The following is a 15,009-nucleotide window of genomic DNA, read 5'->3' on the forward strand; positions in this document are numbered from 1 at the left end:
GTACTAATCTGAGTCAGGAGATACAGATGCTTAAGCGTGATATGAACATCGCAGATTACGATGCGGAACTGTTCGCAGCTATCCAGGAAGAAACCCTTCGCCAGGAAGAACACATTGAACTTATCGCTTCTGAAAACTACACAAGTCCACGTGTAATGGAAGCGCAAGGTTCTCAGCTAACGAATAAATACGCTGAAGGCTACCCAGGCAAGCGTTACTACGGTGGTTGTGAGTACGTAGATAAAGCTGAAGCACTCGCTATCGATCGTGCATGTCAACTGTTCGGTTGTGAGTACGCGAACGTACAGCCTCACTCAGGTTCTCAAGCAAACAGCGCAGTGTACATGGCGCTTCTAAACCCAGGCGACACAGTTCTCGGTATGAGCCTAGCACACGGTGGCCACCTAACTCACGGTTCTCCAGTGAACTTCTCTGGTAAGCACTACAACGTGATTCCTTACGGTATCGACGAAGCTGGTCAAATCAACTACGACGAGATGGAACAGCTAGCGCTTGAGCACAAGCCTAAGATGATCATCGGTGGTTTCTCTGCTTACTCGCAAATCGTTGATTGGAAACGCATGCGTGAAATCGCAGACAAAGTTGACGCTTACCTATTCGTAGACATGGCGCACGTTGCTGGTCTTATCGCTGCAGGGGAGTACCCAACGCCAGTTCCACACGCTCACGTAGTAACAACGACTACACACAAAACACTGGCAGGCCCTCGCGGTGGTCTTATCTTGTCAAACGCTGGCGAAGATATGTACAAAAAGCTGAATTCAGCCGTATTCCCAGGCGGTCAAGGCGGCCCTCTAATGCACGTTATTGCTGGTAAAGCAGTGGCGTTTAAAGAAGCAATGGAGCCTGAGTTTAAAGAGTACCAAGCGCGCGTAGTGAAAAATGCGAAAGCGATGGTAGGTCAATTCCAAGAGCGTGGCTACAAGATCGTATCTAACGGCACGGAGAACCACCTGTTCCTCGTTGATCTCATCGACAAAGGCATCACTGGTAAAGATGCAGATGCAGCGCTAGGTGCAGCAAACATCACAGTAAACAAGAACTCTGTACCAAACGACCCACGTAGCCCATTCGTAACGTCTGGTATTCGTGTTGGTACGCCAGCAATCACTCGTCGTGGCTTCACAGAAGAAGACGCGAAAGAGCTTGCGAACTGGATGTGTGACGTTCTAGATAACATCGGCAACGAGGAAGTTATCGAAGCAACGAAACAGAAAGTTTTAGAGATCTGTAAGCGTCTACCAGTTTACGCATAACTTTCTTCGTAGAGTGAGCTGATTTCGTTGTCGAACATACTCATTTGCTAGAAGCAAACTTCGTGTGTTCTCCTAGAACTCGCCCCATCTATTTCGAAAGTTCACCCAATTTAAAGGTCCTCATTTGAGGGCCTTTTTGTTTTTCTAGAATAGGGAATCTCTTGTTACCACTGTTAATTAGAGTGCGTTGAAAGCAGATTCCTGATATCGCTTAGGCTCGTCAGAATGATGCGCTTTTTGTTCGAGAAAATCTCTTATCAACGCTTCAATTCTGGGAGTATATAAGTTAGATACAAAAAAGGTTGGCATAGAGCCAACCTTTTCTCATCAAAGCAAGTCAGTGCTTATTTCACTTCAATACCTTGCGCCTGCATGTCGGCATGGTAAGAAGAGCGAACGAATGGACCACACGCTGCATGGGTGAAGCCAAGCTCTAGTGCGATCTCTTTTAGCTCGTCAAACTCTGAAGGTGGAACGTAACGCTCTACTGGCAGGTGGTGGCGGCTTGGCGCAAGGTACTGGCCTAGAGTTAGCATGGTTACGCCGTGTGCACGAAGGTCTTTCAGTACTTCAACGATCTCTTCTTTCGTCTCACCCAGTCCCATCATCAGGCCTGACTTAGTCGGTACGTTTGGATGCTGCTCTTTGAATTTTTGCAGTAACTGTAGCGACCAATTGTAGTTCGCGCCTGGGCGAGCTTTACGATACAGACGAGGTGCCGTCTCTAGGTTGTGGTTGAAGACATCTGGTGGGTTGTCTTTCATCAGATCAAGTGCCACGTCCATACGACCACGGAAGTCAGGAACGAGGGTTTCAATTTTGATGTGTGGGTTCAATTCGCGGATTTCACGGTTACAGTTAGCAAAGTGCTCTGCACCACCATCACGCAGGTCGTCACGGTCTACCGAAGTAATAACGACGTATTTCAACTTCATATCGGCGATGGTTTTCGCCAGTTTCTTCGGTTCTTCTGCTTCAACAGGTAGAGGACGGCCATGAGCAACGTCACAGAAAGGGCAACGACGAGTACAGATCGCACCTAGGATCATAAACGTCGCGGTGCCGTGGTTAAAACACTCTGCGAGGTTAGGGCAAGACGCTTCTTCACATACGGAGTGAAGTTTGTTCTTACGCATTGCCGATTTGATGTCTTGAATACGTTGGCTGTCGGCTGGTAGCTTGATCTTCATCCAATCAGGCTTACGTAGCACTTCTTTCTGCTCTGTAGGCATGTTCTTTACGGGAATCAATGCCATTTTGTCGGCGTCGCGGTATTTAACGCCTTTTTCCATCTGGATTGGTTTGCTCATGCTTTATTACCTTGAGAAGGTGCTTCTGTGCTGAATTTTACTTGCTCATAATCAAGCAAAGTAACGAGTTCTTGTATTAATTGTTTTTCCACGGTTTCGATGTCGTCAGGTCCCCCAACTTGGCTAACCTGAACCATCTCCATTCCCTCATAACCACATGGGTTTATACGCAAAAATGGGGTTAAATCCATATCCACGTTTAGTGCGAGGCCATGGAATGAACATCCTTTGCGGATACGAAGACCGAGAGAACATATTTTTTTGCTGTCGACATAAACGCCTGGTGCGTCTGGTCGCGCAGCGGAATCGATATTGTATGCCTTTAGGGTATTGATCACGAGATTCTCAATGTGCGTAACGAGATCTCGCACTCCTAATTTTTTACGACGTAGGTTGATCAGGAAGTAAACAACCAACTGGCCCGGGCCGTGGTAGGTGACTTGTCCGCCGCGATCGCTTTGCACAACAGGAATGTCGCCAGTGTTAAGAAGGTGCTCCGCTTTACCTGCTTGCCCTTGAGTGAACACTGGGTTGTGTTCTACCAACCAAACTTCATCAGGCGTGTCGTCCGTGCGTTGGTCAGTAAACTCATGCATCGCCTTCCATACCGGCTCATAATCTTGGCGGTCAAGTCGTTTTACAACAAGTTGGTGTTGCATGGGAATTCCTGTCACTAATATATAAAGTTTTTGGATTATAAACTGGATGAACCTGATGCTCTACAGTTGAGTAACAGATTTTTAACTGGAAGTGGGATGGGACTTTATTATCTATCTGATAAATAAAAAGAAAGCAGCCTAAGCTGCTTTCAAAAAAAAAAATTTAATGCATCAAAAAATTATAGAACCATGCGCACGATGTCGATTTCACCCAGTTCTTTATAAAGGGTTTCAACCTGCTCAATAGAAGTCGCAGTAATGTTGATAGACACCGAGTGGTAGTTGCCCTTAGCGCTTGGTTTTACTGCTGGGCTGTAGTCACCTGGAGCATGACGCTGGATAACTTCAAGAACAAGTTCTGGAAGCTCAGGTTTTGCATGACCCATTACCTTGTAAGTAAATGAACAAGGAAACTCAAGCAGGTCTTTCAATTTTGCATCAGAGTTGATGGTTAGCATTTCGGTAACTCCAGTTGGTATTCGTTGCGGTGCGAAATAGTACAGTCAAATTCGGTTGAACTCAAGATCATACTAAGTGGCTTAAAGGGGTATAACAAAGCCGCCCAAATTAGGCGGCTTTGTGGACGTTATTGTGTTTAAGAAGCTTGTTTTAGAAGAAGCTCTTAAACAACAATACGATGTAGTCCCACATGCGGCTAAATAGGCTGCCTTGGTCTACGGTCTCTAGCGCCATTAGAGGGTATTCTGCAATATCTTCACCATTAATTTGGTAGTATAGCGTACCCACAACATCGCCTTTGTTAATTGGTGCTTCGAGCTCTTTCTCAAGTACGAAGCTTGCTTCTAGGTTTTTCGCTTGACCACGAGGTAGCGTTACGTAAGTGTCTTGGTCAAGACCCAGTGCAACCGTATCTTGACTACCCATCCATACTTTTTCTTCAACGAAGGTTTCACCCGCTTTGTGTGGCGCAACGGTTTCGAAGAAGCGGAAGCCATAGCTCAGCAGTTTTTTACTTTCTGCTTTACGTGCATTCAAGTCTTTGGTGCCCATTACTACTGCAATGAGTCGCATTTGACCTTCTGTTGCTGAGCTCACTAGGCTGTAACCTGCGTTGCTTGTGTGGCCAGTTTTGATGCCATCAACGTTCATGCTTTTATCCCACAATAGGCCGTTACGGTTGTATTGGGTGATGCCGTTGTAAGTGAACTTCTTCTCTGAGTAGATGCGGTACTCATCCGGCACATCGCGGATAAGTGCTTTACCCAGTAGTGCCATATCGTATGGTGTTGAATATAGCTCTGAGTTGTCTAGGCCGTGAACGTTGGCGAAGTGTGAGTTTTTCATGCCTAGGGTGTTAGCCCAAGCATTCATTAGGTCAACAAATGCATCTTCAGATCCAGCAATATGCTCGGCCATTGCAACACAAGCATCGTTACCTGATTGAACGATGATGCCACGGTTCAGTTCTTTAACTTTTACTGTCGTACCAACTTCGATAAACATTTTTGACGAGTCTGGGAAGTTTTTCGCCCATGCATTTTTGCTGATGGTGACGTCATCGTCTTCTGAGATATTACCACGCGCGAGTTCTTGACCGATGACGTAGCTGGTCATCATTTTTGTCAGGCTAGCAGGAGACAATTTTTCATTCATCTCTTTTTCAGCCAGTACTTTACCTGAATGGTAATCCATCAGTACGTAGCCTTTCGCTGCGATTTGAGGTGCATCCGGCACAACAATTGGTGATGCAAAAGCAGATTGAGCGATGGTTGCAGATAGGGCAACCGAAGAAACGAGAATGGATCTCACAAACATATTTTTATTCATGGTAATTCAAATTTTTGGGTTAACTGGCGACATATTAACAGAATCCCCTCTTATATCAGAGGGGGCTTTATCGGTCATTTGTCAGTTTTATGTTTTTTGATAAATGCAGATGCATAACCAAGCAACTTTATTTTATCTAAGGTTGCCTGAGTCAGAGAGTAGTCACTATATGGCCCGAGCAATAAACGATAGGTTTCTTTTGAAGTCTCCAAAAAGGTTTCAGTATCGAGCTTTTGACCCAGTTCTGAGCCTAAAGTTCGTGCGCGATCTTCATATTTTGAAGAGGCGACCTGAATGACGTATTTAGGGTGTGCCGCGAGTGATTTTTCATCGGTCGGTTTATCGACAGCGATAACTTCAATCTGTACGTTTGCAGTCCCCGCCTTTACGACATCCAACTTATGTGCTGCGGCGTAGCTCAAATCAATGATACGCCCTTCATGGAAAGGGCCACGGTCATTGACGCGTACAATCGTCGACTTTCCATTATCGGTGTTGGTAACTTTCACGTAGCTTGGCAGGGGCAATGTTTTGTGTGCCGCTGTCATTGAGTACATATCGTAGATTTCACCATTAGACGTTAAGTGACCTTGGAATTTTTTACCATACCACGAGGCTTTACCTGTCTGTGTAAAACCGTGGGCATCGCGGATAATCTTGTAATCTTGTCCACGTAGATGGTAATCACTATTACCGCCTAAGCTGTATGGTTCATATTTAGGGTGCGCATCTTCGATGTGCTCAACCGACAGCGGTTTATCGGGTGCTACATCGGATTCAAGTTCATAACGGCCTTCCTGTGTTTTTTGGTTGGTAGAAGAACAGCCTGCCAAAATCACAGCAGAAAAAACGAAGGAATATAAAGCGCGTTTTTGCATGTCTAGGTCGCCTTAGAGAATGCTTTTCGGTGTGTGTGAATCGACATGAGAATACCAAAGCCGGCCATTAGGGTCACCATAGAAGTGCCTCCGTAGCTGATGAGTGGTAATGGTACGCCTACCACGGGTAGGATACCGCTTACCATGCCGATATTTACAAAAATATACACGAAGAAGCTGAGTACAATACTGCCTGCCATCATTCGACCGAACGCGGTTTGCGCTTGGCTAGCGAGGTAGAGACCACGGCCAATGATGAATAGATAGATGGTTAATAGGCAAAGGAAGCCAATCATACCCCATTCCTCAGCAATTACTGCAAAGATAAAGTCAGTGTGTCTCTCCGGTAGGAATTCGAGTTGTGATTGCGTACCTTGCAACCAACCTTTGCCTGAAATTCCGCCAGAGCCAATGGCGATTTTACTTTGAATGATGTGGTAGCCAGCACCGAGTGGATCCGATTCTGGATTGAATAGGGTACGTACCCGCACCTTTTGGTACTCGCGCATTAAGAAGAACCATAAGATCGGAATAAATCCTCCGAGCGCGATGGCTGCCCCTGCAATTATTTTCCAACTAATGCCGGCAAGGAAGATCACGAAAATTCCAGATGCGGCGATGAGAATCGATGTACCTAAGTCGGGCTGCTTAGCAATCAGGATGGTTGGCAAGCACACCATAATCAGAGCAACTATTAGCGTTTTAAAGGTTGGAGGAAGGGGTTGACGACCGATATAGCGCGCAACCATGAGAGGCACTGCCAGTTTAAGCAGTTCTGATGGTTGAAAACGGACAAAGCCAAGGTTTAGCCAGCGCTGCGCGCCTTTTGATGCCTCTCCAAAGAAGAGAACACCAAACAGTAACACTAAACCCCCGATAAACATTAAGGGGGCAAGGCTCTCATAAGTTCTGGGAGAGAGTTGAGCCAACACAAGCATGACTCCCAAAGAGAGGGTCATGCGCATGACTTGGCGATCCATCATCGCCAAGTTTTGGCCACTTGCGCTATACATGATGACCAAGCCAAAAGCCATCAAAGATAATATGCCGAGTAGTAGTGGTAAGTCGATATGGAAGCGTTCAAACAGGGCGCGGTTCTTGCCTGTAGAGGGATCCATTTTCATTACTGCGTTACCTCTTGTTTTTCGTTGGCGTTATCATTGTCGGGGGCCACTTTTTCCGGTCCAAGAATGACGCGGTCGAAGATCTTTCTTGCTACAGGTGCACCGTTGCTTGAACCACCACCAGCATTCTCCAGTACGACAGTAACAACCACTTTAGGATCATTGAATGGCGCAAATCCTGTAAAGAGTGCGTGGTCACGTAAATGCTCAGCAACATCGTCTGCATTGTACTCTTCATCTTCACCCAATCCGAATACCTGTGCAGTACCGGACTTGCCCCCAGTTTGGTAGTCCATGTTATAGAACGAACGACGTGCGGTACCTTTTGGGCCATGGTTAACCAAACGCATCCCTTCTTTCGCCATGTTCCAGTACTTGTCTGGTACGTTTTGGATAGGTGGATAAATGACGTACTCAGACGCCTCTTGCTGTTCAAAATCACCACCGTTATCGATGGTTGCTTTTAGCAAGTGTGGAGCTATAACCGTCCCGTCATTGACTAACACTGACGTTGCTTTTGCTATTTGCATTGGTGTCGCGGTCCAGTAACCTTGCCCAATCCCTACCGGAATTGTATCGCCTTTGTACCAAGGCGTTTTATGACGAGACATCTTCCATTCACGTGTTGGCATGTTGGCTCTACTTTCTTCATAAATATCGATGCCAGTGTAATCACCAAAGCCAAACATCATCATCCAATTTGAGATGCGGTCGATCCCCATGTCATAAGCGATTTGGTAGAAGAAGGTATCCACAGATTCTTCAATCGACTTAATGATATCAACGCGTCCATGCCCCCAACGTAACCAGTCACGAAACGGACGAGTATCTGAATTTGGAATACGCCAGTATCCAGGATCGTTTCGTGTGGTTTTCGGTGTTACCACACCTTCTTCCAATGCTGCAACGGCCATAAATGGTTTAATGGTTGAAGCGGGAGGGTAGATGCCTAATGTAGAACGGTTTACCAACGGGCGGTTCTTATCGTTCAGTAGAGCTCGGTAGGCCTTACCAGAAATGCCGTGTACGAAGGCATTTGGATTGTAACTTGGGCTAGAGACCATTGCCAACACACCATTGTCTCTTGGATCAAGCACAACAGCGCTACCGCGACGCCCATCGAGCAGTTGATGAACGTACAGTTGCAGGTTGATATCAAGGTTCAAGACGATGTCTTCGCCAGGTATCGGTGGCACGTATTTCAGGGTGCGGATCACTCGGCCGAGGCTATTCACCTCAACTTCTTGATACCCAGCAGTACCATGGAGAATATCTTCGTAGTATTTCTCAATACCTAACTTGCCGATGTCTCGTGTTGCTTGGTAGTTGGCATCTTTCTCTTCGCGAATCAGGCGCAGCATGTCTCGATCGTTAATACGCGATACGTAGCCAATCACATGGGTGAGTACTTCGTCGAACGGGTAATAGCGTTTGAGTGTCGCGCTGATCTCAACACCAGGGAAACGGTATTGATTGACTGAGAACACCGCTACTTGCTTTTCATCTAACTGAGTTAATAGAGGCACTGATTTAAAGCGACGCGTGCGTTTACGTTCACGCTGGAAACGCGCGACTTGCTCTGGAGTGATCTCGAGAATGTTTTGTAGCTCTTTGATCGTGCCATCAATGTCTTTAATTTTTTCTGGAGTGAGTTCCAAGTTAAAGACAGGACGGTTTTCAGCAAGCAATACGCCATTACGGTCGTAGATCAGCCCACGGTTTGGTGCAATAGGAACAATTTTGATACGGTTGTCGTTGGAACGAGTTTGATAATCTTGAAACTGGTTCACCTGGATGTTGTACATGTTGGCGACCAACAAACCCATCAAAACGGCGATTCCGAGGAACGCAACAATAGCACGACTGGCAAACAGGCGCGCTTCGGCTTGATAATCTCGGATCTGACTACGGCGTTTACGGATCATTAACGCTTGTCTCTGGACTTAAGCTGCGATTATTCGCGGTGATAAGGGTGGTTAGCAGTGATGCTCCACGCTCGGTATAAGCTTTCTGCCATGACAATGCGCACGAGCGGGTGTGGCAATGTCAGAGCGGATAATGACCAGCTTTGGTCAGCGGCGGCTTTACATGCGGGAGCAAGGCCTTCTGGACCACCAATTAAAATTGAAACGTCACGTGCGTCCAGTTTCCATGCTTCCAACTGCTCTGCCAGTTGTGGTGTATCCCACTTCTTACCTGGAATATCAAGTGTCACAATTCGGTTGCCTTTCGGCACGGCTGCCAACATCGCTTCCCCTTCTTTTTGCAGGATGCGTGCGATATCCGCATTTTTTCCACGTTTTCCGGCCTGGATTTCAACCAATTCAAGTGGCATATCATGAGGGAAGCGACGGCGGTATTCTTGGAAACCTTCTTCGACCCATTTTGGCATTTTTGTACCAACGGCAATTAACTGAATCTTCAAAAGATTAACCCCAGAGCTTTTCTAGCTGGTATAGAGATCGGTATTCGTCTTGCATGACATGTAGCATGGCGTCGCCCATATCTAGAACAACCCATTCTCCCTCGTTTTCGCCTTCCATGCCTAGCGGTTCTAGGCCGATTTTTTTCACTTCAGACGCAACGTGATCAGCGATAGATGACACATGACGCTTAGATGTGCCCGTACAGATGATCATATAGTCTGTCACGCTAGACTTATCTTCTACATTTAGAATGACAATCTCTTCCGCTTTCATATCGTCGGCTTTATCAGCTAAAAAGTCTTTAAGTTCTTCGCCAAGCACTCGGTTTTCCTCGATTTTCTTTTCAATCTGTGGGAGTTTTAACGTTGTTGAGTTAAAACTGGTCGCGCACTATATCATGCTTTGAGTTTTAAATTGCCAGCTTAATATCAGGAGAGCAGGTTTCTAGGCTCAATTGATGGATCGTTGGCCACACAGGGTCATCATACTGGGTTTTCGCTTTTATCTCTGCGTGCGCTAAAAGAGACAAAAGTGCACAAATTCGGTTGGCCGACAGACGAATCAGCGCTGCATTGTAAAAGGGGCGTTTATTTTGCCACACGCGATGCTTTTCAAATACTTGACTCATGTTCATCTGAGTTAAGTCACGGTGCATGTTTAGCAGTTGAGTGAACTCTTTTTGTACACTACGGATTAGGATAATTGTTTCAACGCCTTCTGCTTCTAATTGGCGCAAAATTCGTTGTGCACGGTTTGCTTTACCAGCGAGCAGAGCATCAATCCAATGGAAAGTCGTGAAGTGGTTGTGGCGACTTAGCGACTCTTCCAAGCGCACGACGGTCAATTCTCCGTCCGGGTAAAGCAGAGCGAGTTTCTCTAAGCTTTGCGATAGCGCGAATAGGTTGCCTTCATGCCATTGCGCTAACATCTGCAATGATTGTGGATCGGCTTTTAAACCAAGCGTGCGGCAACGCATTTGAATGAACATTGGTAAGCGTTGTAGATCAGGCGTTAAGCAGCTAATCCAATCGCCTTTCGTACTCAGCGTTTTAAACCATTTCGCGTTTTCTTGCGCTTTGGTCAATTTAGTGCCAACGATAACCAACATGATGTCGTCGTGCAGTAGGTCACACAGTGAAAGAAGCTCTTTGCTGATGGTAGCGCTCACGCCACTTTCAGGTAGCTCAAGTTCAATCAGTTGACGGTTTGAAAACAAGCTTAGTGCTTGGAAGCAGTCGTAAACTTGGTTCCAATCTAAGCTTGCGTCAACCGCAAAACGATGTTTTTCTTCAAAGCCATGTTGGCGAGCAGTTTGTTGAATTGCTTGGCGGCTTTCTTGAATCAATAGCGGCTCATTACCAAAGATCAGATAAACCTGCTTGAGGTGTTTCGCTAGATGATCAGCCAGCTTGTCGGCAAAAATTCGCATGTTAGTTATGAGTTGGTATTTTTCGCATTGATATCAATATGGTCATGTTCGTATTCTGCACGTACACGACCTAATTGTCGCATCATTTGGCCAGCGGCTTGTTGACGCATCTCATCTTCGATAACGTCGCGTTCTACCGATTTAGCCAGTGCCGTTAGTGGGTTGTCTAAGTAGTTACGGTTCACGGTTGTGGTGAAGCCTTTGGAACCGAGACCAGGAATAGTGACACGGTATTTCACTACGTAAGTCAGTTCTTTTTCTGCTGCTCGGCTATTTTGATAAAGGGATAGCGTGCGCTCATCCATCGTTGCTTCAATTAGATGTAGATTTGGTACGCTAGATGAAGGCTGCACGATGTCTACTTTGTTGAGTGCTAACTGAGATCGCACGTAACGAGTTAACGGGCTGTACTCATCGTAACTACTGAATGACATGGTATGTAGCTCTTCCGGAACGGAATACTCGCCACGAAGGTGAAAACCACAGGCAGAAAGAAGCCCTGCTAATACCAATATCACTGGTAGTTTAATCAAAGAGAAAAAGCGCATTGATTGTATTCATCCTAAATTGAAGGGGTTATATACCTAAGTAACCTCAAGAGGTTCTGAGCCCGGTATTTTGAAGTCACTTGGGTATATTTACCTCAAACCACTTGGTGTGAATGGTTGAGTTAAATAAACAGGGTGATAGCTCACCCTGTTTAATGACTCTTAGCGAGCGAATTAGTTCGCTTTGCGTCGAGTTATTACAAGCTGCGTTTCGTTTTTTGCGATAGGCTAGTTTGCAACGATGTTCAGCAGTTTACCTGGTACATAAATGACTTTACGAATGGTTAGACCATCTAGGAACTTCTTAGCGTTTTCATCGTTTAGGCCAAGCTCGCGAACTTGCTCTTCTGTTGCGTCAGCCGCAACCGTTAGCTTCGCACGTAGCTTACCGTTGATCATTACAACGATAGTTTTTTCATCTTCAACGAGCGCTTTCTCGTCAAACGTTGGCCATACTGCGTTATCGATGTCTGCTTCACCTAGCGCAGCCCATAGTTCGTATGAGATGTGCGGAGTGATTGGGTAAAGCATTGCAACGACTGCTTTAAGTGCTTCATCAAGGATTGCACGGTCTTGTGCAGACTCTTGAGGTGCTTTTGCAAGCTTGTTCATTAGTTCCATGATAGCGGCAATCGCAGTGTTGAACGTTTGGCGACGGCCAATATCGTCAGTCACTTTAGCGATGGTTTTGTGCACATCACGGCGAAGTGCTTTTTGGTCACCTGACAGCGCTGATGCGTCTACAGATTCAGCAGCACCTTTTGAAGAGTGCGCGTGAACCAGTTTCCATACACGCTTAAGGAAACGGTTTGCCCCTTCTACACCAGACTCTTGCCATTCAAGCGTCATGTCTGCTGGAGACGCGAACATCATGAATAGACGAACGGTATCTGCACCGTACTTGTCTACCATCTCTTGAGGGTCGATACCGTTGTTTTTCGACTTAGACATTTTGATCATGCCTGAGTGTGTTACATCACGGCCTTCAGTATCTTTAGCTGAAGTAATACGGCCTTTACCGTCACGCTCAACAGCAACATCTGTTGGTGCAACCCACTCTTTACCGCCTTTCTCGTTCTCGAAGTAGAACGCATCTGCTAGTACCATGCCTTGACATAGTAGTTGCTTGAACGGCTCGTCAGAAGTCACGTAGCCCGCATCACGTAGCAGTTTGTGGAAGAAGCGAGAGTACAGTAGGTGCATACAAGCGTGCTCGATACCACCGATGTACTGGTCTACTGGTAGCCAGTAGTTTGCTTTTTCTGGATCTAAGATGTCGTCAGCTTGTGGTGAACAGTAACGTGCGTAGTACCAAGACGATTCCATAAAGGTATCGAACGTATCAGTCTCACGTAGAGCTGGTTCGCCGTTGAATGTGGTCTTCGCCCACTCTTTGTCAGCTTTGATTGGGCTTGTTACGCCGTCCATTACCACGTCTTCTGGAAGAATTACAGGTAGTTGGTCTGCTGGTACTGGGTGAACTTCACCGTCTTCAGTGGTTACCATTGGGATTGGCGCACCCCAGTAACGTTGACGAGATACACCCCAGTCACGTAGACGGAAGTTAACGGTCTTAGTGCCTTTGCCTTGCGCTTCTAGTTTCGCTGCGATTGCATCGAAAGCGGCTTGGAATTCTAGACCGTCGAATTCACCAGAATCGAACAGTACACCTTTCTCTGTATATGCTGCTTCAGAGATGTCTAGCTCGCTGCCATCAACTGGCTTGATTACAGGCACGATGTCTAGACCGTATTTTGTTGCGAATTCAAAGTCACGTTGGTCGTGTGCAGGTACTGCCATTACAGCCCCTGTACCGTAGTCCATCAGTACGAAGTTAGCCACAAAAACAGGTACTTCACGGCCGTTCAATGGGTGAATAGCAGTAAGGCCAGTCGCCATACCTTTCTTTTCCATTGTCGCAAGTTCTGCTTCCGCTACTTTGGTGTTCTTACATTCTTCAACGAAGGCGGCAAGCTCAGGATTGTTCTCTGCTGCTTTTTCAGCAAGAGGGTGACCAGCAGCGATACCAACGTAGGTTACGCCCATTAGGGTGTCAGGACGTGTCGTGTATACCTCTAGTGGTGCATCTTCGCCTTTCACTTCAAATGAAAGCTCAACACCTTCAGAGCGACCGATCCAGTTGCGTTGCATGGTTTTTACCATTTCAGGCCAACCATCTAGTTTGTCTAGATCATCAAGTAGCTCTTGTGCGTATTCTGTGATTTTAATGAACCACTGTGGGATTTTCTTTTGCTCTACAGGCGTGTCACAACGCCAGCAGCAGCCATCTTCAACCTGCTCGTTTGCGAGAACGGTTTGGTCATTTGGACACCAGTTTACTGAAGACGTCTTCTTGTAAACTAAGCCTTTATTGTAAAGCTTAGTGAAGAACTCTTGTTCCCAACGGTAGTATTCAGGAGTACAGGTTGCGAATTCACGGTTCCAGTCGTAACCAAAGCCAAGTAGCTTAAGTTGGTTTTTCATGTACTCAATGTTTTCGTAAGTCCATGGGGCTGGTGCAGTGTTGTTTTTTACTGCGGCGTTTTCTGCAGGCAGACCAAATGCATCCCAACCAATTGGTTGCATAACATTTTTACCTTGCAGGCGTTGGAAACGAGATACCACATCACCGATAGTGTAGTTACGCACGTGACCCATGTGCAGGCGACCACTTGGGTAAGGGAACATAGAAAGACAGTAGAATTTTTCTTTGTTTGGGTCTTCACTTACAACGAAGGTCTCGTTGTTGTCCCAATGTTGTTGAACCTTTTGTTCAATCTCTTGCGGGTTATATTGTTCTTGCATCGATGGTATCCGGTTATCTTGGAATTTGTGAGTTCGGTTAGAACAGACTTATATAGATCATCATAGAATACCTAAAGCAAGGGATCACAACAATAGCCAATCTATACCCATGCGCCTTGAAGTGACGCTTGGAAGTAGAAAGATGGAGGTCAGTTATGCCTAAACGTAAAGCAGGTTATGAGGAAATGCTCGAAGATGTGATTGAAACATTGAAGCATAGTCCGGATGAAGTTAACAAAGTATTCGAAACGTCGGGCAAAGTCGTCGATGCCGCCAACGATATGACCAAGGATGAACTTTCGTTGATTTCCGCCTACGTAAAAGCCGATTTGAAAGAGTTCTCTGAGAGTTATGAAGAAGGTAAGAGTGGGCCTTTTTACCTCACCATTGCTGATTCAATCTGGCAAGGGTTGCTCGATATTACCGACCGAACCAAAGTGGAGTGGGTTGAGTTGTTTGATGATCTAGAACACCAAGGTTTGTATGAGGCGGGAGAAGTGATTGGATTAGGGACGTTAGTCTGTGATGAGTGTGGTCATAAGACAACGTACAATCATCCGACGGTTATTATTCCATGCATAAAGTGCGGTCATACGGGCTTTAGTCGTCAGTCCCTCAAACCTTAGTCTTGATTAAACAAAAAAGAGGCTATCATCGCTAATGCCGATCAGTTAAGAGATAAATGATCGGTTGAACGATCCTACAGATGGCTTATAAAGGCTCTAAGTTCCCAAAACTTAGAGCCTTTTATTTTGCAATTAACCA

At 46.1% G+C, this 15,009-nt stretch carries 14 protein-coding genes; 2 read left to right on the forward strand and 12 right to left on the reverse strand.

What is annotated here, in order from left to right; translation table 11 throughout:
• Positions 1-26: 26 nt before the first annotated feature.
• Positions 27-1,277 carry a serine hydroxymethyltransferase gene (glyA, locus tag AK965_RS18035; protein WP_099080914.1) on the forward strand — a complete coding sequence of 417 codons (1,251 nt, stop codon included), beginning with the start codon at positions 27-29 and terminating at the stop codon, positions 1,275-1,277.
• Positions 1,278-1,621: 344 nt separating this feature from the next.
• Here glyA and lipA read toward each other — a convergent pair whose 3' ends face one another.
• The 12 genes from lipA to leuS all read right to left on the reverse strand — a co-directional run bounded on the left by lipA (position 1,622) and on the right by leuS (position 14,244).
• Entirely contained in the window at positions 1,622-2,587 is a 966-nt protein-coding gene (gene lipA, locus AK965_RS18040; protein ID WP_099080915.1) for a lipoyl synthase, read from the reverse strand.
• The gene (lipB, locus tag AK965_RS18045) at positions 2,584-3,246 is read right to left on the reverse strand and encodes a lipoyl(octanoyl) transferase LipB (RefSeq protein WP_099080916.1); all 663 of its coding nucleotides are present in this window, start codon (positions 3,244-3,246) and stop codon (positions 2,584-2,586) included. Before lipB ends, lipA begins: the two co-directional genes overlap by 4 nt.
• A gap of 179 nt (positions 3,247-3,425) precedes the next feature.
• Entirely contained in the window at positions 3,426-3,704 is a 279-nt protein-coding gene (gene ybeD / locus AK965_RS18050; protein WP_038865384.1) for a DUF493 family protein YbeD, read from the reverse strand.
• Positions 3,705-3,855: 151 nt separating this feature from the next.
• Complete coding sequence (locus AK965_RS18055) at positions 3,856-5,034, reverse strand: serine hydrolase (RefSeq protein WP_099080917.1); 1,179 nt, start codon at positions 5,032-5,034, stop codon at positions 3,856-3,858.
• A 74-nt stretch (positions 5,035-5,108) separates the two neighbouring features.
• On the reverse strand, positions 5,109-5,912 hold the full coding sequence (locus AK965_RS18060; RefSeq protein WP_099080918.1) for a septal ring lytic transglycosylase RlpA family protein: 804 nt from the start codon (positions 5,910-5,912) through the stop codon (positions 5,109-5,111).
• Positions 5,913-5,914: 2 nt separating this feature from the next.
• Complete coding sequence (gene rodA, locus AK965_RS18065; RefSeq protein ID WP_099080919.1) at positions 5,915-7,036, reverse strand: rod shape-determining protein RodA; 1,122 nt, start codon at positions 7,034-7,036, stop codon at positions 5,915-5,917.
• Positions 7,036-8,961 carry a penicillin-binding protein 2 gene (gene mrdA / locus AK965_RS18070; RefSeq protein WP_099080920.1) on the reverse strand — a complete coding sequence of 642 codons (1,926 nt, stop codon included), beginning with the start codon at positions 8,959-8,961 and terminating at the stop codon, positions 7,036-7,038. The genes rodA and mrdA overlap by 1 nt, the downstream gene beginning before the upstream one ends.
• Positions 8,962-8,990: 29 nt before the next feature.
• Positions 8,991-9,461: a 23S rRNA (pseudouridine(1915)-N(3))-methyltransferase RlmH gene (rlmH, locus tag AK965_RS18075; RefSeq protein ID WP_099080921.1), complete on the reverse strand. Its 471-nt coding sequence runs from the start codon at positions 9,459-9,461 to the stop codon at positions 8,991-8,993.
• Between the two features lie 4 nt (positions 9,462-9,465).
• Positions 9,466-9,783, reverse strand: a complete 318-nt coding sequence (rsfS, locus tag AK965_RS18080) for a ribosome silencing factor (RefSeq protein WP_099080922.1) — start codon at positions 9,781-9,783, stop codon at positions 9,466-9,468.
• An 88-nt stretch (positions 9,784-9,871) separates the two neighbouring features.
• A complete protein-coding gene (gene holA / locus AK965_RS18085) occupies positions 9,872-10,891 on the reverse strand; it encodes a DNA polymerase III subunit delta (protein WP_099080923.1) in 1,020 nt (339 codons plus the stop codon).
• A gap of 5 nt (positions 10,892-10,896) precedes the next feature.
• Complete coding sequence (lptE, locus tag AK965_RS18090) at positions 10,897-11,439, reverse strand: LPS assembly lipoprotein LptE (protein WP_099080924.1); 543 nt, start codon at positions 11,437-11,439, stop codon at positions 10,897-10,899.
• A gap of 228 nt (positions 11,440-11,667) precedes the next feature.
• Entirely contained in the window at positions 11,668-14,244 is a 2,577-nt protein-coding gene (gene leuS / locus AK965_RS18095) for a leucine--tRNA ligase (RefSeq protein WP_099080925.1), read from the reverse strand.
• Between the two features lie 155 nt (positions 14,245-14,399).
• Here leuS and AK965_RS18100 point away from each other — a divergent pair, with 155 nt between their 5' ends.
• Positions 14,400-14,870, forward strand: a complete 471-nt coding sequence (locus AK965_RS18100; RefSeq protein ID WP_099080926.1) for a zinc ribbon-containing protein — start codon at positions 14,400-14,402, stop codon at positions 14,868-14,870.
• The last annotated feature ends 139 nt before the right edge of the window (positions 14,871-15,009 follow it).

Source organism: Vibrio sp. PID17_43 (genome assembly GCF_002608565.1).
Classification (GTDB): Bacteria; Pseudomonadota; Gammaproteobacteria; order Enterobacterales; family Vibrionaceae; genus Vibrio.